The sequence below is a fragment of the Thioalkalivibrio paradoxus ARh 1 genome (genome assembly GCF_000227685.2).
GTDB lineage: Bacteria > Pseudomonadota > Gammaproteobacteria > Ectothiorhodospirales > Ectothiorhodospiraceae > Thioalkalivibrio > Thioalkalivibrio paradoxus.
Map to the genome: position 1 here is coordinate 1638915 of NZ_CP007029.1, position 21481 is coordinate 1660395.

Genomic DNA, 21481 nt, shown 5'->3' on the forward strand with positions numbered 1-21481 from the left:
GAGTTCAGAAGAGGCAGACGGCTTTGGAAAGAATATCCGTATTGATGGTTTGCATGGGCAATATTTGTCGCTCCCCAATGGCTCACGGGGTGTTTGCCGAGCGCCTGCGCGAGGCGGGCTTGGATACGGTGGTGGAGGTGGATTCGGCGGGGACCCATGGGTATCACGTCGGTGCCCCCCCGGACCGCCGGGCGCAGGCGGCCGCCGGCGAGCGCGGCTACGACCTCGGCGCACTGCGCGCCCGGCGCCTGACGCCCGAGGACTTCCATCATTTCGACTACATCGTGGTGATGGACGAAGAGAACCTGCAGAACGCGCTCGCGCTGCAGCCCGACGGTGCCCGAGCCCGTGTGCACCGGTTCCTGGAGTTCGCCCCGCAGCGGGCGGAACGCGAGGTTCCGGACCCGTATTACGGCGGCACCGAGGGGTTCACCCAGGTGATGGATCTGGTGGAGGATGCGGCGAGCGGACTGTTGGCGCACCTGCAGGAGCGGCACCGCTTCTGAACTGCGGGCGCCCCCGCGGACCCAAAGAGCGCAGGGCGCGCCGGTATTCCGCCAGCACGCTGTCCGGGCCGCTGGAGGCCTGGGTGGACCTACGCGGCGGCATCCCCACGACCCGGCGTTCGCATCCATTGCCCAGCAGCCCATGTCTGACAGGCTGCTGGGCGCTTGGGGCGAGCCTCTGGGGGCGACCTAGGGTCATCCGGGGGTTGACGCTGCGGTCGGCGAGCGGTTGGCGATCCGTTGCGCCGTCGTGGCCGATGCCGTCGTGGCCGATTTAGCGGTCGTTCGCGGCCGGCTTGGGTTCGACCGCCTCCGCCGGCTGCGAATCGGCCGCGTGGTCCCCATCCGGGGTGGCCGAGGCTGGTTCCGCGGGTTTTGTGCGGGACCGGCGCTTCCGCGGTCCGGGCGTCTTTTCGCCAGTGTCGACACTCGCCTCGCTCCCGGGCGTCTCGGTGCCGGACCCGTCACGTTGCGGGGTTTCGGCTGCCGCGTCGGTGCCCTTGCTTGCGGCGCGTGGCTTGCGGGGCCGGCGGGCGCGCTTGGGCTTGGCCGCCTCCGGCGGGGCTTCCTCGGTGCTGGTCGTGGCCTCGGCAGGAGCCGGGTCTGCTGCGGCGGGAGTTGCCTCCGCCGGCGTTTCCGGCTGGGCTGCCGCAGATTCGGAAGCGGCGGTCGGTGGTTCGCTGGGCTTGGCCTCGGCGCCGGCAGCGCTGCCATCGTTGCTGCGTTCCGGCGCTCGCTTGCGCTCGCTCTCGGGGGCAGTAGCCGTAGCCACGGGAAGGGTCCGGTCTTGAGCGGCGGGTGTCGGCGGAGCCGCCACGGGTGCCGATTCGCGGCCGGAATCGGAGGGACCGGCTTGCGCCTGAGCAGAAGACCCGGCCTCGTCCGGCCCGGCAGCGTCCGCGTGCGGCCCGCGCGGGGCTGCGGGAGCGTCAGCGGTTTCCGGTGGGATCGAGGCGGCCATGCGCGCGAGCGCGGCCCGCGCTTCACGCTGGCGGATCTCGGCGGCCGTCGGCGACGGTTCGGATGCCGTCGCGTCCGTGTCGGTGGCGTCCCGGCTTACGGGTTCAGCCATGGGCGCGTCGGGTTTCGAGCTGCGCTCGCCAGCGCCGCTGGTCGTGGCGGGCGCGGTTCCCGATCCCTCTGTGCTTTCCGATGCTTGCGCATGTCCGCCGGACGCTGGCGGTTCTGCGGCGGTGTCCCCGGCGCTTTCGCTCTCGCCCGGGGTGCCGTTGCTGCGCCCCTTGTTGCGGCGGCGTCCGCCCCGGCGTGAGCGGCGGCTGCGGGTGCTGCGCGCGGCATCCCCACGCTCGTCGTCGGCGGTTGCGGATTCGGCAGGCCGGGCGCCGGCATCGTCGGACGCCGCCTTGGAGGGTTCCTGCTTACGCTCGCTGCGGGTGTCCGCCGCCGTGGTGCCGGGGCCGGACGGCTTCCCGGCCAGCGTCGGCGTTTCTTCTGCGGCCGGCGTGCGATCCTTGCGGCCGCGGCTGGAGCGCCGGCTGCGCGGCTTGTCCGAGCCGTCGGTGGAATCGGCGTGCCGGCGACCCCCGCCTTGCCGCGTCGCCGAGTCCTTCCGCTCGGTGGTTTCCGCGGATCCGGCTGGTTCCGGTTCGCCCCCGTTCCGGTGGCCGGGGAACAGCGAACTCCAGATACGAGCGAAGAATCCGGGCTGGGCGACCGGGGGCGGCGGCGAGCGCAGGCCTTCGCGCGCGGCGGCGGCAGGTGCGCTGGATGGCACGGGTTTAGGCAGCGCGACCCCCTGAACCAGAGGGCGCTCGGGCCGGGCGCGGCGGTCGTGTTCCAGCAGGGTTTCGTCGCCGGTATCATCGTCGAGCATCTCGAACGTGCTCTTGTCGGCGAGATCCTCGTCGCGTCCGTCATCCCGAACCCTGCGCACCTCGAAATGGGGGGTCAGCAGTTGTGGAGCCGGGAGAATGCTCACGTCGACGTCGTGGCGATCCTCGATGTCGGCGAGGGATTCACGCTTCTCGTTCAGGAGGAAGGTGCCGACATCCACCGGTACCTTCGCAAGCACGAGGCTGGTGCGATCCTTCATCGCCTCTTCCTCGATCAGGCGCAGGATCGACAGCGCCAGCGATTCGACGCTGCGGATCTGGCCATGGCCTTGGCAGCGCGGGCAGGTGATGTGGCTGGATTCACCAAGAGAGGAACGCAGCCGTTGCCGCGACATCTCGAGCAGTCCGAAGCGGCTGATGCGCCCCACCTGAACGCGGGCCCGATCCATCTCCAGCGCCTTGCGCAGCCGGGTTTCGACCTCGCGCTGGTGCTTGTTCGAACCCATGTCGATGAAATCGATCACGATCAGCCCGCCGAGATCACGGATCCGCAGCTGCCGGGCCGTTTCTTCGGCCGCCTCCAGATTCGTGTTCAGCGCAGTCTCTTCGATGTCACCGCCCTTCGTGGCACGCGCCGAGTTTACGTCGATCGAGATCAGCGCCTCGGTGTGGTCGATTACCAGCGCGCCGCCGGAGGGCAGTGCGACCATGCGCTCGAATGCGCTCTCGATCTGACTCTCGACCTGGTACCGGTTGAACAGCGGCACCGGGTCCGAATACAGCTTGATCTTGCGCAGACTGTTGGGCATCACCCGCTCGACGAACTCGAGCGCCTGGCGGTAGACCAAGTCGTCATCGATGATGACTTCGCCGACGTCGTTGCGCATGTGGTCGCGCAGCGCCCGGATGATCACGTTGCTTTCCTGATGGATCAGGGCCGGTGCATCGGCCTCGGTCGAAGCCTGCAGAATGGCCGACCACAGGGCCGTCATGTAATCGAGGTCCCACTGCAGCTCCTCGGCAGTCCGGCCGACGCCGGCGGTGCGGGCGATCACGCCCATACCCTCGGGGATGTTGAGTTCGGCCAACGCCTCGCGCAACTCGGCGCGGTCTTCTCCCTCGATGCGCCGCGAAACGCCGCCCGCGCGGGGATTGTTCGGCATCAGCACCAGGTAGCGGCCGGCAAGGCTGACGTAGGTCGTCAGCGCGGCACCCTTCGTGCCGCGTTCCTCCTTTTCGACCTGAACCAGCAGCTCCAGCCCTTCTTTCAGATGCTCGCGGATCGGTTTGTCCGAATCCTCGGGGGCACCGACCGCCGAGCGTGCGATTTCCTTGAACGGCAGAAAGCCGTGGCGTTCGGCGCCGAAGTTGACGAACGCGGCTTCGAGACTCGGTTCGACCCGGGTGATCCGGGCTTTGTAGATATTGGCCTTCTTGCGTTCGCGCGAGGGCAGTTCGATATCAAGGTCGTAGAGGCGCTGGCCGTCGACCATCGCCACACGCAGCTCTTCCGGCTGCGTAGCGTTGATGAGAATCCGTTTCATTCATTAGGCTCGTTTGGGTGTCGCCACCTCCCGCGAGCGACCGCAGGAGCGGTGCGCGCTGGCCGTCGGGTGCTGGCGCGATCTGCCGCGTCCGCCCCGTTGCGGGCAGGAGGGCATGCAGCCAGGCGTGGACGAGTACCAGCGTCAGCAGGTGTGCGCAGGCACGTGCCAGGGGAAGGCGGGACTGAGTTATCAGGTTCGGTATCACGTTCGCTTGTAACGCGGGCCGGCCGGCCAGAGGCCTTGCCGGAGGGTGATTCAGGGGCGGTTGCGCAGTTCATGCGCAACGGGCCGAACGCCAATTTAGGGCAAAACCCGCTGACTGGCAAGCGAAAGCGCCTTCAATGGCGTTTCCCACCGGGTGTGCTGGCAGGGTGGTGAGGTGTCGCCTGGGCAACGGTGAACGGGCGTCGGATCGGGTCGTCATGCCTGCAACGCGTTGAGAGATCCTTATCGTGAAAGTCACGGCCTGTCTCGTGTCCCGGGCGACCCGTAGGGCGGAATAGCGCAGCGTCATCCGCCGTACGGCGTTCGCAGTGCCCAGGCGCCCGCGGCAATCCGGGCGCCAGCTGGCGGATGACGGCCTTCGGCCTTTTCCGCCCTACGCCTCTTTCATCATCGGGGGTGGCCACATAGGCCATGGAAGTTAGCCCGAGTTGGGCACAGACCGCCAACAGGCACTGGTCGCATCCGTGCTTAGGTCTATAATAACCGCGGGGCAATGTGGCTTGTGTCGGTGCCGGCGGTTGCTGGCGGCATGTCGTGCCTCTGGCGTTTCAGGGGGATGCAAAACAAATGGAATGTCATGGCTGCGGAAACAGGCACCACCGGCCTACTCTCGAGTCCGCCGCAGGTTCTTACGGCGATTCTTGATGCGGCGTACGGTGTTCCAGTCGATGCCGGAACACTGGGCGAGACGATCTCGACGGACGCGGGTGCTTCCGCCGGCATTCTGGCCGCAGCACGAATCGGTGCGGGAAGCGCCTCGTTGGGGCCGCCATCCGTCGAGCGGGCGCTCGCCACCCTCGGCGTGGACAGCCTGCGCAACGTGATGGTGGCGTCAGCATTGCGCCAGCATTTCGCTCCCGACGACGTACAGTCGTACCGATTCCTTACGCGTTTCTGGCGGCGTTCGTTGGTTGCCGCGAAACTGGCCCGGGCTCTCGCGTCCCTGACCCGGTACTCCGAGCCGGACCAGGCCTACCTGACCGGGCTGTTCCTTGGCGTGGGACAGCTCGAGTTGCTGCGGGTACATCGCAGCCATTATGTCGCTCTGTTTGAGGATGACATGGATGAAGGGAGGCTGCACGATAGGGAACGCGAGTTCTTCGGGCTGACCCATTGCGAGCTCGGTGCCGAACGCGTCGCGGAATGGAGCCTCGGCCGGTTCGTGGCCGACGCCATCCGTTTCCAGAACGCGTCAACTGAAGATGTTCAGGACGCCCATCACCTGGTAAAAATCGCGAATCTCACCCGCAGGTTCGCCGCCGAGGACGAACCGTCCGAAGCTGGTTTGGCTGCGGCCACTGGATTGTTCGGGATGGATCCAGATCTGACCCGCGGGTTGTTCGGACGCATCATCGAAGACGTGGAACGTACCGCGCGTTCTCTCGGGATCGGCGATGCGGGCGGGGCTGGCGAGGAAGCGGCCCGCGACGCTCGGCAAGCGCTGGGGGTCCGCCTGGAACAAGTGGCCCGCATCGCGCAGGCACGGCTCGAACTGTCGCAGGTGGATCCGGGCGAGACGATGCGCGCGGCGGTGCAGCGGGTTGCGTTCATGATGCTCGGGACTGAGAACAGCATCCTTTTCTTGGCCAATCCTGACGGCACGACCCTGAGCGCTCGGATCGAAGGCGAACGGGAACCAGCGTTCCTGCTCGCCGTCGTTCCGGGCCGGAGTCTGGTGGTGGACGCGTTGCTGACCCGCGAACCAAGGTATCCCAACCCTGGTGGGGAAGGGCACCTGGCAGTGGTGGACCGGCAGATTCTCGGGCTGCTCGGGTGCGACGCCTTCTGGTGTCTGCCCCTGGTCTATGGTGCCGAAGCGCTGGGGGTTCTGGTGGCGGGTGTGCGTCGGGAAGATCTGCAGGATCTCGTTCAGGGTGAGGGCTTTGCCCGCCTTCTTGGTCTGCACCTTGGCAGTGTGCTGGCGCGTCGCGCCGGCCTGCGCGGGGAAACGGAGCCGGAAGGCGAAGTCGACGCAAGGGAACGTCACTTGCGCGAAGTGATCCACGAGGCCAGCAATCCGCTCAGCGTCATCAACAACTACCTGGAGATGCTCCGCGTGCGGCTGGATGCGGAACATGAGGCACAGAACGATCTACAACTGATTCGTCAGGAGATCGAACGGGTGGGCGAGATTCTCGGTCGGCTGCGGGAGCCCCCGCCTCCCGCGGATAATCAATCACTGGCGCTGAACGAGGGGGTCCGGCAGATGATGCCATTGTTCGAGAAGTCTTTCTTCGAACGCCAGGGGACCCGGTTGGTGCTGGATCTGGATCCGGGGGATCCACGAATCCGCGGCCGGATGGAGCAACTTCGGCAGATTCTGGGGAACCTTCTGAAGAATGCCGTCGAGGCCTTGGGGCAGGATGGAGAAGTGCGTGTGGCCACACGGGACCAGGTGAGCGTGAACGGTCGCAGCTATATCGAACTGTCGATTTCGGACAACGGGCCGGGCATCCCGCGCGAGGTGCTGGCCCGGTTGTTTGCGCCGATGCGCTCGAGCAAGGGGCCGGGGCATGCCGGACTCGGCCTCAGCATCGTAAAGAACCTGGTCGACGAGGTGGGGGGCACGATCGTGTGTTCGAGCGACGCGTCCGGAACGCGCTTTCAACTCTTGTTCCCGCGGTTGGATCTCGAACCCTGTGTAGGAGGTGCAACGTGAACCGACCGGAGCATGAGGATATGTCGGCTTCCGGGCAGGTACGGGTACTGCTGGCCGATGATGATCCCAGGCTCCTCGATAGCTTGAGCGGGCTGCTGGCGCTGCACGGTTACGAGGTCGACACGGCTCGGGGCGGGGTTCCGGCGGTCGCGATGCTCGAGCAGACCCATTACGACTTGCTGCTGCTCGACCTTGCAATGCCCGGCATGGACGGGCACGAGGTCTTGCAGGTGATGAACGAACGCGGCGTCGATACGATGACAGTGGTGATCAGCGGCAACGCGTCGATCGACGGAATCGCTCAGGCATTGCGCGCCGGGGCCTACGACTACCTGAGAAAGCCGTACCTCCCCGAGGAACTGCTGGCCAGGGTGAATAATGCGGCCAGAAAGAAACGCCTCGAGGATCGCCATCGGGCGATGCAGGCTCGCCTGAACCGGTCCGAGCGACTGCACCGTCTGCTTGTCAACCACTCGCCGGACATCGTCTACATTCTCGACGATCAGGGTCGCTTCAGTTTCTTGAATGCGACGGTCGGAAAACTCCTCGGTTACCGGCCGGAGGAACTGTTGCAGGTGCCCCTGCTGGATATCATGGAAGACGACCAAAGGGAAAGGGGCCGGTATTTCCTGGAACAGGCCCGACAGCCGGACGACCAGGTGAGATCGATCCAGGTGGCGTTGAAGCCGAAGTTCCCGGGGCGGTCGCGACGCCACTTCGAACTGGTGATCTGGCCGGTTCACGACGGTGAGGTGCCGCCCGCGGACGATATGCGCCATCGGATCTACGGCACCGCGCGCGACATCACCGAACGGCTGGAGGCCGAGGCCTTCATCAGTTTCCAGGCATACCACGACCTGCTCACGCGGCTGCCGAACCGGGCGTTGTTCAAGGATCGCCTGAGCATCGCGATCACGCAGGCGGCGCGCGAGGACCGGCAACTTGCGGTGATGTTCATCGATCTCGATCGGTTCAAGGTGATCAACGATTCGCTCGGGCACACCATGGGCGACCGGTTGCTGCAGGCAGTCAGCCAGCGCCTGCTGAAATGCGTGCGCAAGGGAGACACCCTCTCCCGGTTCGGCGGTGATGAATTCACCCTTCTGCTGCCCGAAGTTCGGGACCCGGAGTCGGTGGCCCAGGTAGCGGAGAAGATCCTCGCAAGCATCCGGAGTCCGTTCAGCCTGAGTGGACACGAGATCTTCATCAGGGCCAGCATCGGGGTCGCCCTGTTCCCCGATGCCGGCACCCACCTCGACGCGCTGATCAAGAATGCCGACATCGCCATGTACCGGGTGAAGAATACCGGCCGGGACGGCTACCAGGTCTTTACCGCGGACATGGCCGGGACCACTCAGCGCCTGCGGCTCGAACAGGACATGCACCGGGCCCTCGCGAATCAGGAGTTCGACGTGGTCTACCAGGCTCAGATCGACTCGGCGATTGGCGAGATGGTAGGGGTCGAGGCATTGGTGCGCTGGAACCATCCCCGGCTTGGCCGACTCGAGCCCTCGGAGTTCATCGGGATTGCCGAGGACAGCCGTCTGATCGCGGAACTCGATCGTTCCACGCTGCGCAAGTCGGTACGCGAATTGGCCAAGGCGCGGCAAGAGGGCGGCCGCGGCCTGCGGCTGTCGGTCAATATCTCTCCGCTCATGGTTGCCCGCGACGACTTCGTCGATACAGTTCTGGAGGTTCTCCGGCAGGAGGGTTTTCCTGCGCAACTGCTGGAACTGGAAATCACCGAAAACCTGCTGATCAGCGACCGCCAGGACGTGATCGCGAAACTCCAGCGCCTGAACGAGATCGGTGTGAACATCGCGATCGACGACTTTGGTACCGGCTATTCGTCGCTGAGTTACCTGCAGAAGCTGCCAATCCATACGCTCAAGATCGACCGCAGTTTTACCCGGCAGGTCAAGGCCTGCGACGATGGCGCGTGCATTGTGAACGCGATTGTTGCGATGGCCCAGGGGCTGCGCATGAACATCGTCGTCGAGGGTGTGGAGACGATGCTGCAGCTGGATTACCTGAGGGCGCTGGGTTGCGGGGTGGTACAAGGCTTTCTGTACGGGCAGCCGGATTCTTTGGAACGTCTCTGGCAGCGGGGTGCCGCCCCGGAGGCGCTGGCGGCGAGCGCATCGCACGGCGGATGATTCGGCGGCTCGGGGCCAAGATGCGCACCCTTGCGTCGGGCGTTATACGGGCGGCACTCGCAATGGGTAAAATGCGCGCATGGAACATCAGCAAGGGCCACGCGTGTTGTCGGTGCCTCCCCAGGCCGAGGGACAGCGGCTCGACAATTTCCTGCTCCGGCATCTCCGCGGCATTCCCCGAAGCCTCGTCTATCGCTTGGTGCGCAAGGGTGCGATTCGTATCAATGGCCGTCGCGCCAAGGCCGAGACACGGGTCGCCGGCGGCGACCAGGTGCGTGTACCGGCGCTGCATGGGCCGGCACGCCCGGATGCCGCTGCGATCCCGGAAGGTGTGCTGCAGATCCTGCGCAAGTCGATCCTGTTCGAGGACGATGATTACCTGGTACTGGACAAGCCGGCCGGGCTGGCGGTGCACGGCGGTAGCGGCCTCGCGTTCGGGCTGATCGAGGCGATGCGCGAACTGCGGCCCGGGGTTGCGCTGGAACTGGGACACCGCCTCGATCGCGAGACCAGCGGCTGCCTGATCCTGACCCGGAGCCGGCGGGCGTTGACCGCGTTCCATTCGGCGTTGCGGAGCGGTGGTGTGGAAAAGCGCTACCTCGCGCTGCTGGCGGGGCGCTGGCAGGGCGGCCCACGGCATTGCGATTTGCCGATTGCTCGGGGGCGAGACGACTCGGGACGGCGGCGAATGCGCACCCCGGATCGGGACGACGGAGACGCCGCCCGGACTGCGACGAGTCTGTTCACCCCGCTGGAGCGTTTCGGGGATTTCACGCTGATGGAGGTGAACATCGGCACCGGCAGAACGCACCAGATCCGGGTGCATGCAAGCGCGCTGGGCCACCCCGTGGCCGGGGATCACGAGTACGGCGACGCCGAGGCGAATCGCAGCGCGCGCGCAGCCGGCCTGCGGCGCATGTTTCTGCACGCGCAGGCGATCCGCTTTCCGGACTGGCGGGGCGAGAGCCAACTGTATTCCAGCCCCCTGCCCAGCGACCTGCAGTCGGTGCTCGATGCCCTGGCCGGTGGTGTCCGATGATTCCGCGTAGCGATGCGGATGCGCTGGCACTGGTCGTGTTCGACTGGGACGGCACCTTGATGGATTCGGTGGCCCGGATCGTGAACAGCCTGCGGCAGGCCATCGACGATATCGGTGCGGAACCGCGCAGCGAAAGCCAGTTGCGCGACATCATAGGCCTTGGAGTGCGGCAGGCGACCCAGGCGCTTTATCCGGGCTCCGACGACGCGTTCACGGATGCGCTTGCACGCGCCTATCGCCTGCATTACCTGGAGCTCGACACGACCCCGACCCCGCTCTATCCGGGGGCCGAACAGGTTCTGGAGCAGTTGGCCGGGCGGGGTTTCCTGCTCGCGGTCGCTACGGGCAAGTCGCGCCGCGGGTTGGACGCAGCCCTGGAGCAGACAAGCCTTGGCCGGTTCTTCGATGCCACTGCAACGGCCGACGAACACCCGTCAAAGCCGGATCCTGGCATGCTCGGCTATCTGGTCGACCGCCTGGGTGTCGATGGCCGGGATGCGGTGATGGTCGGCGACAGCTCCTACGATCTCGAGATGGCTCAGCGGCTGGGTGTCGCCGGTATCGGTATCACCCATGGCGTCCACTGCGCCGAGATCCTGCTGCGTCATGCCCCGCTCGCATTGATCGGATCCCTGGGAGAGCTCCCGCCGCTGCTCGAGCCACGGGGCAGCAGCTGAACTTCGCCGGGGTATCGTGATCTGTCCGGTATTCTTGCCGAGGGCGGTCGCCCGCAGCTCTGGATCCGCCATCCGTTTCGATTCGTGAAGAAGGAGACGCATGTCTACGTGGAACGCACAAGATTCCGTGCAGTGGGAGCGCCAGGCGTTGGAGAAAGTCCTGCTCGCGCAGATCACCGAGCAGCGCCGGGCCCGGCGCTGGGGAATCTTCTTCAAGCTGCTCGTGTTCATCTACCTGTTCGCGCTGCTGTTCCTGGTTCGAGGTGCCGACCTGGGCCTGTCGGAATGGCTGGATCGCCACGCGGAGCCGACGCGGCACGTGGCGGTGATCGATATCGAGGGGCTGATCGCAAGAGCTGCGCGGGTGAACGCCGAGGACATCAACCGGACGCTGCGCAGGGCTTTCGAGGACGATGAGACCGCGGCCGTGATGCTGCGGATCAACAGTGGTGGCGGCAGTCCGGTTCAAGCCGGGATGATCCACGATGAAATTCTGCGCCTGCGCGAGCTTTATGAGGAGATCCCGGTGTACGCGGTGATCGAGGACATCGGGGCGTCCGGCGCCTATTACATCGCGGTGGCGGCCGACGAGATCTATGCGGATAAGGGCAGCATCGTCGGTTCCATCGGCGTGCGGCTCGACAGTTTCGGACTGGTGGGTTTGATGGAGCGGCTGGGCGTCGAGCGGCGCTTGTTCACGGCCGGCGAGAACAAGGGCTTCCTGGATCCGTTTCTACCGTTGCAGCAGGGCGAGGTGGATCACATCGAGGACGTGATCGGCCAGATCCACGAGCAGTTCATCGACGTGGTTCGCAAGGGCCGGGGAGAGCGGCTGGCAAACAACGACGAGGTGTTCAGCGGGCTGATCTGGACCGGGGCTGACTCGATCGAACTGGGGCTGATCGACGGGCTCGGCAGCGATCAGACAGTCGCTCGCGACGTGATCGGTATCGAGGAACTGGTCGTGTTCAAGCCCAAACAGACGGCGTTGCAGATGCTGCTCGAGGATCTGGGGATCGCGGTCACGGACCGGATTCTGGGCTGGGAGTCGGTTCCGCAGTGGCGCTGACCGGTCGGCGCCCGATTACTGCCTGGCGCGCGGCCTTTCGTTGCAACGGCGGGGCCGGCTCGAGCCAGCCGCCGCTGAGGCGCCCGCCTTTCCTGCCGACTGGCAGCCGGGCTGCTAGAGCCGGGTAACCCGGGCGATGATGCCGACCACTGGGTGATCGAGGTAGAAAAGGTCGTCGCCGGAATTCATGCGCTGGCTTCCGCGCACGGGTATTGCGGGGAAGGCTTCGGGATCATCTCCAGGGGCGTGGGGCACGTGATAGACCAGATCGGTTTCCAGATGCAGAAAGTGGCCGACCCAGACTCGCAGACGCCCCTCGAGTTCGTAGCGTTCGTGGTCCGGGGTCACGGCCCACAGTCCTGCGGGCGCCTCGTCGCGAACGGGTTCCGGTTCCCGGGTTCCGAGGTATCGCCCTTCCTGAATCCGGACCCACGGAGTCGAACGGAAGTCGCGCCCCAGCTGGTCCCAAGCGAGACGGGCCAGCACTCGGCCCTGGCCGGACCGTTCGATGCGGTCGGCGACGTGCTGCAGCTCGAAGCCCGTGCGGGACGGGCGCACCGCGCCTTCGCCGATGCCGAAGCCTGACAGGTCGGCCCGTATCGGACGTGCGACGCTTTCGATGAACGCCCGGCTCTCAGGCCCCAGGTGTTCGAAGATCACGAGTTCGATCCGGTATTGCCGGCCGACTTGGGCGTGGCCAGCGGCGGGCAGCGTGGCCATTAGCGGCAGTGCCAGCAACTGGCGGCAGAAACGGCGTCGGGAGGGCAGGGGCATCGGGCGGTCCTCGTTCAGGCGGCCTTGCGTTCGGTCGCGATCTCGTTCAGCAGGTGTTCCACCGCTTGTACGCGGCGTTCGAGGTCCGGCATCTCGGCGTTGAAACGGAACGCCGTCTGGCCGTCGAGCCGATAGGCCCGGGGATCGGACTGGACCAGGCGGATCAGCGCCGCGACGTCGATCTCGGGATCCGGCCCGAACAGCAGGCGCCCGCCGGCGGGACCGAGTTCGAGCTTGCGCACCCCGAGCGACGCGAGCTGCAGGCGCAGCCGGGTCGCCGCCATCAGCGCGCGCGCGGGATCTGGCAACAATCCGAAACGGTCGATCAGTTCGATTTCGAGATCGCGCAGTGCGGAGCTGTCGGGGGCGCTGGCGAGTCGCTTGTAGAGGATCAGACGCGTATGCACGTCCGGGACGTAGTCTTCGGGCAGCAGTGCGGGCAGACCAAGCTCGACCTCGGTGACCGAGGCGCCGGCGTTATCGAGCTCCGGCATCTGTCCCGAGCGCAGCGCATTCACCGCGCGGTTCAGCAGGTCGTTGTACAGCGCGAAGCCGACCTCGGTGATCTGGCCGCTTTGCTCCGCACCGAGCAGCTCCCCCGCGCCCCGGATCTCGAGGTCGTGGCTCGCCAGCGCGAAGCCCACGCCGAGATCCTCGAGCGACGCAATCGCCTCGAGCCGCTTGCGCGCATCGGCGGTCATCGCCTTCGCCGGCGGCGTCAGCAGGTAGGCATAGGCCCGGTGGTGCGATCGGCCGACCCGCCCGCGCAGCTGGTGCATCTGCGCCAGGCCCAGCCGGTCTGCGCGGTTCATGACGATCGTATTCGCGGTCGGGACGTCGATTCCGGTCTCGATGATCGTGGTGCAGACCAGCACGTTGAAGCGGCGATGGTAGAAGTCCAGCATCACCTGTTCGAGTTCGCGCTCGCGCATCTGGCCATGGGCGATACCGATGCGCGCCCCGGGCAGCAGTTCCTGGAGCCGTTCCCCGGTGCGCGCGATGGTCTCGACCTCGTTGTGCAGAAAATACACCTGGCCGCCGCGGCGCATCTCGCGCAGGCAGGCCTCCTGGATGATCGCATCGTTCCATTCGTGCACGAAGGTCTTGATCGCGAGCCGCTCCCGCGGCGGAGTGGCGATGATCGACAGGTCGCGCAGCCCAGCCAGGGCCATGTTCAGCGTGCGCGGAATCGGTGTGGCGGTCAGCGTGAGCATGTCGACCTCGGCGCGCAGCTTCTTCAATGCCTCCTTGTGGCGCACGCCGAAACGCTGTTCCTCGTCGACGATGATCAGACCCAGGTTGCGGAAATCGAGTCCGCCCTGCAGCAGCTTGTGGGTGCCGATCACGATATCGACGCGGCCCTCCGCGAGCCCCTGGAGCACTGCTGCCTGGTCGCGCGCGCTGCGGAAGCGGGACAGCGACTCCACGCGCACGGGCCAGTCGGCGAAGCGGTCGCTGAAGTTCTGGTGATGCTGCTGTGCAAGCAGCGTGGTCGGCACCAGCACCGCGACCTGCCGCTGATTCTGCACCGCGACGAAGGCCGCGCGCATCGCGACCTCGGTCTTGCCGAAGCCGACGTCGCCGCAGACGACCCGGTCCATCGGCTGGCTGGCGGCCATGTCCGCGAGCACCGCGTCGATCGCCTGGGCCTGGTCGGCGGTCTCCTCGAACGGAAACGCCGCGGCGAAGGCATGGTAGTCGGGAGTTTCGACCTCGAACGATGTGCCGGCGCGGGCGGCCCGGCGGGCGTGGATCTCGAGCAGTTCGGCGGCGACGTCGTGCGCCTTCTCCGCTGCCTTGCGCCGGGCGCGCGTCCACTGTTCGCTGCCCAGCCGGTGCAGCGGTGCGTGCTCGCTGTCGGCCCCGGTGTAGCGGCTGATCAGGTGCAGCGACGACACCGGAACGTAGAGCTTGGCCGCGTCGGCGTACTCGAGCGCGAGGAACTCGGCCGGCTGGCCGCTGATGGTCAGGGTTTGCAGGCCGAGGTAGCGGCCGATGCCGTTCTCCTCGTGCACGACCGGGGCTCCGACATGCAGGTCGCTGAGGTTCTGGATCACCGCGTCGGCGTCGCGCGTCGGCTTTGCCCGCCGCCGCGATTGCTGAGCGCGTTCTCCGAACAGCGCCGATTCGGGCACCACCGCGATCGACTCGGGCAGCCTGAAGCCCTCGGACAGGCTGGCGACGGTCAGCATCACCGGCGCACTGGCGTCCAGGAAGCCCGGCCAGTCGTCCACCGCGACGGTGGCGATTTCCTGTTCCCGGAGCAGCGTTGCCAGCGCCTCGCGCCGGCCTGCGGACTCGGCGGTCAGCAGCACGCGCGGCTGTTCCGAGACGAACGCTTTCAGGTGCCCCGCCGGGTCCGGCCGGCCCTGGCGGATGCCGAGGTCCGGGAGCGGCGCGCGTCGGAACGCCAGGCTGCGGCCGCGGCCCGCCGGCAACGGTGCCGGATCCGGGCCGGTGGCCACACCGGGGAGGTGTGCCAGCGATTGCTGCAGCGCGGCCTCGTCCAGGTAGAGTTCATCGGGGGCCAGCAGCGGCCGCTCGACCTGATGGCCGAGCTGTTCGTAGCGGGACAGCACCTCGGCTGTGAACCGGGATGCGGCGCCGGCGATGTCCCCGAACTGCACGACCCCGGCATCCGGGCAATAGTCGAACAGCGTATCGAGACCGTCGAAGAACAGCGGCAGATAGGACTCGATCCCGGCGGAGGCGATGCCTTCGCTGACGTCGCGGTATACCGCGTGACGTGACGGATCGCCGGCGAAACGGGCCCGGTAACGCCCGCGGAAGGCCTTGATTGCTTCCGGATTCAGCGGAAACTCGTGGCTGGGCAGGATCTCCAGGCGTTCGACCTTGGCCGTGGAGCGCTGCGTTTCCGGGTCGAAATGCCGCAAGGAATCGATTTCGTCGTCGAGAAACTCGACCCGCACCGGCGCTTCCGCGCCCATCGGGAACACGTCCAGGATCTCGCCGCGCAGCGCGAACTCCCCGTGGGTCAGCACCTGGTGGACCGACTGATAGCCGGCGTCGGCCAGCGACTCGCGCAGGCGGCCGCGGTCGAGATCCTGTCCGGCCGTGAGTGCCAGGCACTGGCCGAGCAGCCACTGGCGCGGTGTCACGCGCTGCATCAGCGTGGCCACCGGGACCACCACGATGCCCCTTTTCAGCGAAGGCAGGCGGTACAGCGTGCGCAGCCGTTCCGAGACGATCTCCTCGTGGGGCGAAAAGACGTCGAACGGCAGCGTCTCCCAATCCGGCAGCTGCAGGATCGGGAGGTCGTGGCTCGACGCGAAGAACTGCCATTCGGCGATCCACTGGTCGGCGGCTTCGGTGCTTTCGGTCACCACCAGCAGCGGGCGCGGAAACGCCGGGATCGCACGCGCGAGTGCGAGCACCGAGGGACTGAACCCCAGGTCCGCCCAGGTCTCGAACCCCGACGACGGCAGGCGTCCCGGGTTCAGTGGATCGCGGGCGGCTTCGGGCATGATGCAGTCACTGTGGTCGGGTGGAAAGGCGGAGTATACCGGGGCCGCGCTTCGGGCCGCAGTGGGCGGTGCCGCCGTGCAGGCCGGAGTGCGCGGCTGGCGCGGCGCGCGGGCCCCGGCACAGCAGCACGGGGCGGGCACGCGGCGCGGCGCGGATCAGCGACGTTTTGGGGTCTTGCAGGTGTTCATGCCCAGCAGGCCATAGGCGGGGCACCAGCGGAACAGACCGGTGGCCAGCGGGATGATGCCGAGCAGCCCCCACAGAGTTTCCGGCCCGGTGAACACCAGCGACAGCAGCAGTACGCCAACGACGATGCGCAGGCCGCGGTCGATCCCGCCAACGTTCACGGTGGGTGTCAGGGTCATGGTCGAGTGGTCCTCCGGATTTCGGGAGCAGTTGGATCGTCGATTGGCTCCGAGGTTCATTACCTCAAGGCGTACGGACTTCGGGATTCAGTCGCGGAACCGGCGCAACAGCCCGTCGTAGGCATCGATGCGCCGGTCGCGCAGGAACGGCCATTGGCGGCGCACCCGCTCGGTTCGCCCCGGGTCGATCTCGGCGTGCAGCGTTTCGGGTATTTCGGTGCCGGCCTGGGCCAGAAACTCGCCCTGGGGGCCGGTTACGAAGCTCGATCCCCAGAACGCGGCGCCGGTGCCGGCCCCGGATGGATCCGGCTCGAACCCGACCCGGTTGCAGGCCAGCACCGGAAGGTTGTTGGCGATCGCGTGGCCACGCTGCACGGTGATCCAGGCGTCCCGCTGCCGGGCCTGTTCCTCCGGACTGTCGTGCGGATCCCAGCCGATCGCGGTCGGGTAGATCAACAGCTCGGCTCCGGCCAGCGCCATCAGCCGGGCGGCCTCGGGGTACCACTGGTCCCAGCAGACCAGTACGCCGAGCCGCCCGGCCGACGTATCGATCGGCTCGAAGCCGAGATCCCCTGGGGCAAAATAGTACTTCTCGAAATAGCCGGGATCGTCCGGGATGTGCATCTTGCGGTAGCGCCCGGCGAGTTGCCCGTCGCGCTCGAACACCACGGCGGTGTTGTGGTAGAGCCCCGGGGCTCGGCGCTCGAACAGCGAACCCACCAGCACGACCCGATGCTCGCGGGCGATCGCGGCCAGCGCCTCGGTGGAGGGGCCGGGCAGGGGTTCGGCGCGATCGAATTCCGCCGGGTGTTCGACCTGGCAAAAGTAGGGGCCGGTGTGCAGCTCGGCCAGCACCACCAGCCGGGCACCGCGTTGCGCCGCCTCGGCGACGCGGGCTTGGGTCTCGGCGAGATTCGCGTCCCGGTCGGGGGCGTTACGATGCTGGATCAGTGCGACGCGCATAGTCGGAATGCTCCCTGGCCGGCCTCAGGCCGGCAAGATACCCTGCGGAAACTGCATCGTCAGGCAGTGCAGGCTGCCGCCCTGGCGAATGATCTCGCGGCAGTCGATGCCGACCACACTGCGGCCTGGAAACGCGGCCGCGATGGTTTCGAGCGCAACGTCGTCGGCCGGGTCGTCGTAGACCGGGACCAATACGGCCTCGTTGATGATCAGGAAGTTGGCATAGGTTGCTGCGTAGCGATGGCCGTCCTCGACGATCGGGGCCGGCAGCGGCAGCGGCAGCAGGCGATACGGTTCGCCGGATGGCTGACGCAGTGCCTCGAGCTCGCCGGCCATCGCGGCCAGATCCCGGTAATGGGGGTCGTTGCGGTCGGCGCACACGACGAATGCGATCGTCTCCGGATCGCAGAAGCGCGCGAGGGTATCGATGTGGCCGTCGGTGTCGTCGCCTTCCAGGCCGCCGTGCTCCAGCCAGAGCACGCGGGTGGCCCCCAGATGTTCGCCGAGTCGCCGCTCGAGGTCCGCCCGCCACAGGCCCGGATTACGGTTGGGTTCGAGCAGGCAGCGGCTCGTCGTCAGCACCGTTCCGGCCCCGTCGGACTCGATGCTGCCGCCCTCGAGCACCAGGTCCACCGTTTCCACCGGGACCGTCCCAAAGCGTCCCTGCGCCGCGAGTTTGCGCGTCAGTTCATTGTCGTGCGTCGCTTCGAACTTGCCGCCCCAGCCGTTGAAGGTGAAATCGAGCAGGATCGGACCGTCGTCCTGCAACACGGTGATCGGGCCGTGATCGCGTGCCCAGGTGTCGTTGGCCGGCGCGATGCCCAGCTGCACGCGGTCCAGGTCGGCACCAGCGTGTGCGAGTTGCGCCAGCACCTGCGTCCGGTGGTCGGCATCCTGGCACACGACCAGCAGCGACTCGTGGCGCGCGATGCTCGCGCCGATCGCTGCGAACACCGGTTCCACGGCCGCAAGGCGCGGTGCCCAGTCGGTGCCGGGATGCGGCCAGGTCAGCTGGACTCCGCTTTGGAGCTCCCACTCTGCCGGAAGCCGCCGGGCCACGGGCGATCCGGTCACGGCGCCAGCGGGCGGTTCGGCTCGTGCACGACGCTGTGCAGCACGAGAGATCCCTCGAACACGACCGAGAAGCCGTCGTAATCCCAGCGCGTGATGTACGGCCGATCGCGTGTGCCGGCGCCCACGGGGCCCAGTTGCCGCAACGGTTCCCCGTGCCGGGAGATCACGGTCGCGCGGTGTTCACCGCGCCGCGGCAGGCTGAGTTGCTGGCTGGCATCGCGGGTCGCGGGCTCGATCTGCACAGACTCCGCGAACGCCGGTGCGGGCGCTGACAGCAGAAGACCCGCCGAGAGGGCGGCTGGCAGACCCCACTGGATTCTTCGAAGCATGGGTGCGTTTCCTCGTGCAACGGTGTATCCCGATTCTAGCAGCCTGTCGGACTTGGGCCGCTCCTACTGCGCCGGTGGGAAGGGCTGTGCGCTTTTCCCGGGTTCCCGCGGGCCCAGTAGGCGTGCTGCCGGGCCTCTGGCATGATTTGCCGATGTTCAAGCCCCTGTCCGTTGCCATCGGCCTTCGCTATACACGAGCAAAGCGCCGCAACCACTTCATTTCCTTCATCTCCGTGGTCTCGATGATCGGTCTGGTGCTGGGCGTCACCGCGCTGATCACCGTGCTGTCGGTGATGAACGGCTTCGAGCGCGAATTGCGCGAACGCATTCTGGGCATGGCCTCGCACGCGACCATCCAGGCGCTCGACGGCTCCCTGCGGGAATGGGAGACCGTGCGTCAGCAGGTGGAGGCGGCCGATCCGCGGGTGTTGGCCGCCGCACCCTATGTCTCGGGCGAAGCGATGCTGAGCGCCTTCGGCAACATTTCCGGCGGTCTGATTCGGGGAATCGACCCTGCGCTCGAACGGCGGGTGGCGCGGATCGGCGAGCACATGATCCGCGGTGAACTCGAGGCGCTCGAGGCGGGCGAGTTCCGGATCGTGCTGGGGGTGGAGCTGGCCGCGCAACTGGGGGTGCGGATCGGCGATCCGGTCGTGCTGATGGCACCGCAGGCGGCGGTCACGCCGGCCGGGGTTCTGCCGCGCATGCGCCGCTTCGAGGTGGCAGGCCTGTTCGAAGTCGGAATGTACGAGTTCGATCGCGGAACCGCGTTCATTCACCTGGACGATGCGCGGGCGGTATTCCAGACGGGCGAAGGCGTGACCGGGCTACGCCTGCATCTGGACGATCTGATGCAGGCGGGGGTGGTCAGCCGCGATATCGCGCGGTCGCTGGACGGGATGTTCCGGGTGGCCGACTGGACCCAGCAGCATGCGAACCTGTTCCGCGCGATCCAGATGGAGAAGGTCGTGATGTTCATCATTCTGTCGCTGATCGTTGCAGTGGCGGCGTTCAATATCGTCTCGACGCTGGTGATGCTGGTGACCGACAAGCAATCGGACATCGCGATCCTGCGCACGCTGGGGCTCAAGCCGTCCAGTGTGATGCTGGTGTTCATCGTGCAGGGCGCCGTGATCGGGCTGGTCGGCATCGTGCTCGGCGTGATCGGCGGCGTCAGCCTGGCGCTGAACATCGACGTGGTGGTGCCGCTGATCGAGCGGATTACCGGCACCCAGTTCCTGGCTGCAGATGTCTATTATATCAGTGATCTACCAAGCGAACTTCGGGTGGAGGATGTCATTCGGATCAGCGGTCTGGCGTTCGTGTTGACGCTGCTGGCGACGCTGTTCCCGGCATGGCGCGCGGCCCGCACCCGGCCGGCGGAGGCGCTGCGCTATGAGTGAGCCACGCGCGGTGGTGCTGGAGGCGCAGGGGCTCGAGCGGCGTTTCCGCGAGGGCAGTCTCGATGTCCCGGTATTGAAGGGGGTCGATCTCCAGATCCGGCACGGCGATCAGATCGCGGTGGTCGGGGCTTCGGGCTCCGGCAAAAGCACATTGCTGCAGTTGCTCGGCGGACTGGATCTGCCGACCGGGGGGCGGGTGTCGATTCACGGCGAGGACTGGTCGGCGATGAGCGACACCCGGCGCGGCGTGATGCGCAACCGCCACCTCGGGTTCGTCTACCAGTTCCATCATTTGTTGCCGGAGTTCACCGCGCTCGAGAACGTGGCGATCCCGTTGATGATCCGCGGGCTCAGCACGCGCCGCGCGCAGGCGGAAGCCGCGGATTGGCTGGGCAAGGTGGACTTGGCCGAGCGCGAACGGCACAAGCCGTCGGAACTCTCGGGCGGGGAACGCCAGCGCGTCGCGATTGCCCGTGCGATGGTCACCCGGCCGGCGGTGATCCTCGCCGATGAGCCCACCGGCAACCTGGATCGAGACCGGGCCGGGAAGGTTTTCGCGCTGCTGCAGGCGATGAATCGGGAGACCGGAACCGCGCTGGTGCTCGTCACGCACGATCCTGCGCTGGCCGCACGCATGGACCGGACGCTGCATCTGACCGATGGGCAGTTGCAGGGCGCAGGCGACTGACGGCCGGAGCGCGCTTGCACATCAGCCCGGTGGGCCGTTTCCTCCGGGCGCGTTGTCGCGGACGCCGCGATCGACCGCAGGCCTCCGGTCCCTTGCGTAGGGGTTCTGCTGGCTGTGAACCAGGCGCCGGTGCAGCCGTGCGCGCCGAAGTTTCAGCCGTTCGACGACGCTGAACCACCAGAGCAGCCGGATCACGATGTAGCCGGTCAGCGATGCGGCCATGGCGAGCAGCAGGCTGCCGGTCAGCAGTGGCTTCCAGATCGTCAGGAGATCCCCGGTAAACCACTCCAGCGACATTTCGACCCGGAACGAACGCCGCGGCTCGTCGAGAATCCAGCGGCCGATGGTGTAGGCTGTATAGAAGATCGGCGGCATGGTCAGGGGATTGGACACCCAGACCAGCAGCACCGATATCGGCAGGTTGACCCGCACCACGATCGCGATCGTGGCGGCGACCAGCATCTGCATCGGTATCGGCAGGAACGCGACGAACAGTCCCACGGCAAACGCACCCGCGACGGAGCGCCGGTTCAGATGCCACAGATCCGCTGCGCGCAGACGTGGCCCCAGCAACCCCAGCGCACGGTGGGCCCGGACCGACTCGTAGGCCGGGAACCACTTCTTGATCAGTTTCTTCGCCATCGTTTGCTGGGCGCCGCCAGGCGCAGGGGTGGATGCGGCCGGCCGCGAAGCCGACGGACGGCCCTCGGGCCCGCCGTCCATGATCA

The 21481-nt window shown here is 66.9% G+C and carries 16 protein-coding genes and 1 pseudogene; 9 read left to right on the forward strand and 8 right to left on the reverse strand.

What is annotated here, in order from left to right:
* The first annotated feature begins 23 nt into the window (after positions 1–23).
* On the forward strand, positions 24–506 hold the full coding sequence (locus THITH_RS07590) for a low molecular weight protein-tyrosine-phosphatase (RefSeq protein ID WP_025367384.1): 483 nt from the start codon (positions 24–26) through the stop codon (positions 504–506).
* Between the two features lie 274 nt (positions 507–780).
* Here the strand turns inward: THITH_RS07590 and THITH_RS07595 are convergent, their stop codons facing one another.
* Positions 781–3843 (reverse strand): Rne/Rng family ribonuclease, encoded by a 3063-nt coding sequence (locus THITH_RS07595; RefSeq protein ID WP_006747681.1) that lies wholly within the window; start codon positions 3841–3843, stop codon positions 781–783.
* 455 nt (positions 3844–4298) lie between these two features.
* On the opposite strand from THITH_RS07595, the pseudogene THITH_RS19190 reads away from it, so the two are divergent.
* From THITH_RS19190 to THITH_RS07620, 6 genes and pseudogenes are all read left to right on the forward strand, one after another.
* Positions 4299–4493 (forward strand): annotated as a pseudogene (locus THITH_RS19190) (hypothetical protein).
* A 155-nt stretch (positions 4494–4648) separates the two neighbouring features.
* Positions 4649–6730, forward strand: coding sequence for an HDOD domain-containing protein (locus THITH_RS07600; protein ID WP_006747680.1), 2082 nt, complete (start codon positions 4649–4651; stop codon positions 6728–6730).
* 20 nt (positions 6731–6750) lie between these two features.
* Entirely contained in the window at positions 6751–8886 is a 2136-nt protein-coding gene (locus THITH_RS07605) for a putative bifunctional diguanylate cyclase/phosphodiesterase (protein WP_041483415.1), read from the forward strand.
* Between the two features lie 79 nt (positions 8887–8965).
* Positions 8966–9925 (forward strand): RluA family pseudouridine synthase, encoded by a 960-nt coding sequence (locus tag THITH_RS07610; protein ID WP_006747678.1) that lies wholly within the window; start codon positions 8966–8968, stop codon positions 9923–9925.
* Positions 9922–10602, forward strand: coding sequence for an HAD family hydrolase (locus tag THITH_RS07615; protein WP_006747677.1), 681 nt, complete (start codon positions 9922–9924; stop codon positions 10600–10602). Before THITH_RS07610 ends, THITH_RS07615 begins: the two co-directional genes overlap by 4 nt.
* A 100-nt stretch (positions 10603–10702) precedes the next feature.
* Positions 10703–11671 (forward strand): S49 family peptidase, encoded by a 969-nt coding sequence (locus tag THITH_RS07620; RefSeq protein WP_006747676.1) that lies wholly within the window; start codon positions 10703–10705, stop codon positions 11669–11671.
* A 114-nt stretch (positions 11672–11785) separates the two neighbouring features.
* On the opposite strand, the gene THITH_RS07625 is transcribed toward THITH_RS07620, so the two are convergent.
* From THITH_RS07625 to THITH_RS07650, 6 genes are all read right to left on the reverse strand, one after another.
* Positions 11786–12445, reverse strand: coding sequence for a CsiV family protein (locus THITH_RS07625; RefSeq protein ID WP_006747675.1), 660 nt, complete (start codon positions 12443–12445; stop codon positions 11786–11788).
* Between the two features lie 14 nt (positions 12446–12459).
* Positions 12460–15930, reverse strand: a complete 3471-nt coding sequence (gene mfd, locus THITH_RS07630; RefSeq protein WP_006747674.1) for a transcription-repair coupling factor — start codon at positions 15928–15930, stop codon at positions 12460–12462.
* Positions 15931–16086: 156 nt separating this feature from the next.
* A complete protein-coding gene (locus THITH_RS07635) occupies positions 16087–16296 on the reverse strand; it encodes a YgaP family membrane protein (protein WP_006747673.1) in 210 nt (69 codons plus the stop codon).
* Between the two features lie 87 nt (positions 16297–16383).
* The gene (locus THITH_RS07640; protein WP_006747672.1) at positions 16384–17259 is read right to left on the reverse strand and encodes a carbon-nitrogen hydrolase; all 876 of its coding nucleotides are present in this window, start codon (positions 17257–17259) and stop codon (positions 16384–16386) included.
* Positions 17260–17283: 24 nt separating this feature from the next.
* A complete protein-coding gene (locus tag THITH_RS07645; protein WP_006747671.1) occupies positions 17284–18318 on the reverse strand; it encodes an agmatine deiminase family protein in 1035 nt (344 codons plus the stop codon).
* Between the two features lie 11 nt (positions 18319–18329).
* Positions 18330–18662 (reverse strand): hypothetical protein, encoded by a 333-nt coding sequence (locus THITH_RS07650; protein ID WP_006747670.1) that lies wholly within the window; start codon positions 18660–18662, stop codon positions 18330–18332.
* Between the two features lie 152 nt (positions 18663–18814).
* Between THITH_RS07650 and THITH_RS07655 the strand changes: the two genes are divergently transcribed.
* Complete coding sequence (locus THITH_RS07655; protein WP_006747669.1) at positions 18815–20065, forward strand: lipoprotein-releasing ABC transporter permease subunit; 1251 nt, start codon at positions 18815–18817, stop codon at positions 20063–20065.
* Positions 20058–20753, forward strand: a complete 696-nt coding sequence (locus THITH_RS07660; protein ID WP_006747668.1) for an ABC transporter ATP-binding protein — start codon at positions 20058–20060, stop codon at positions 20751–20753. The genes THITH_RS07655 and THITH_RS07660 overlap by 8 nt, the downstream gene beginning before the upstream one ends.
* Positions 20754–20774: 21 nt before the next feature.
* Here THITH_RS07660 and THITH_RS07665 read toward each other — a convergent pair whose 3' ends face one another.
* Positions 20775–21395, reverse strand: a complete 621-nt coding sequence (locus THITH_RS07665; protein ID WP_025367387.1) for a DUF2062 domain-containing protein — start codon at positions 21393–21395, stop codon at positions 20775–20777.
* Positions 21396–21481 lie beyond the last annotated feature (86 nt).

Bases quoted from the DNA above. Each gene is read 5' to 3' on its own strand.
- THITH_RS07595 (WP_006747681.1), bottom strand. From the start codon at position 3,843: ATGAAACGGATTCTCATCAACGCTACGCAGCCGGAAGAGCTGCGTGTG.
- THITH_RS07600 (WP_006747680.1), top strand. From the start codon at position 4,649: ATGGCTGCGGAAACAGGCACCACCGGCCTACTCTCGAGTCCGCCGCAG.
- THITH_RS07605 (WP_041483415.1), top strand. From the start codon at position 6,751: ATGTCGGCTTCCGGGCAGGTACGGGTACTGCTGGCCGATGATGATCCC.
- THITH_RS07610 (WP_006747678.1), top strand. From the start codon at position 8,966: ATGGAACATCAGCAAGGGCCACGCGTGTTGTCGGTGCCTCCCCAGGCC.
- THITH_RS07615 (WP_006747677.1), top strand. From the start codon at position 9,922: ATGATTCCGCGTAGCGATGCGGATGCGCTGGCACTGGTCGTGTTCGAC.
- THITH_RS07620 (WP_006747676.1), top strand. From the start codon at position 10,703: ATGTCTACGTGGAACGCACAAGATTCCGTGCAGTGGGAGCGCCAGGCG.
- THITH_RS07625 (WP_006747675.1), bottom strand. From the start codon at position 12,445: ATGCCCCTGCCCTCCCGACGCCGTTTCTGCCGCCAGTTGCTGGCACTG.
- mfd (WP_006747674.1), bottom strand. From the start codon at position 15,930: ATGCCCGAAGCCGCCCGCGATCCACTGAACCCGGGACGCCTGCCGTCG.
- THITH_RS07635 (WP_006747673.1), bottom strand. From the start codon at position 16,296: ATGACCCTGACACCCACCGTGAACGTTGGCGGGATCGACCGCGGCCTG.
- THITH_RS07640 (WP_006747672.1), bottom strand. From the start codon at position 17,259: ATGCGCGTCGCACTGATCCAGCATCGTAACGCCCCCGACCGGGACGCG.
- THITH_RS07650 (WP_006747670.1), bottom strand. From the start codon at position 18,662: ATGCTTCGAAGAATCCAGTGGGGTCTGCCAGCCGCCCTCTCGGCGGGT.
- THITH_RS07655 (WP_006747669.1), top strand. From the start codon at position 18,815: ATGTTCAAGCCCCTGTCCGTTGCCATCGGCCTTCGCTATACACGAGCA.
- THITH_RS07660 (WP_006747668.1), top strand. From the start codon at position 20,058: ATGAGTGAGCCACGCGCGGTGGTGCTGGAGGCGCAGGGGCTCGAGCGG.
- THITH_RS07665 (WP_025367387.1), bottom strand. From the start codon at position 21,395: ATGGCGAAGAAACTGATCAAGAAGTGGTTCCCGGCCTACGAGTCGGTC.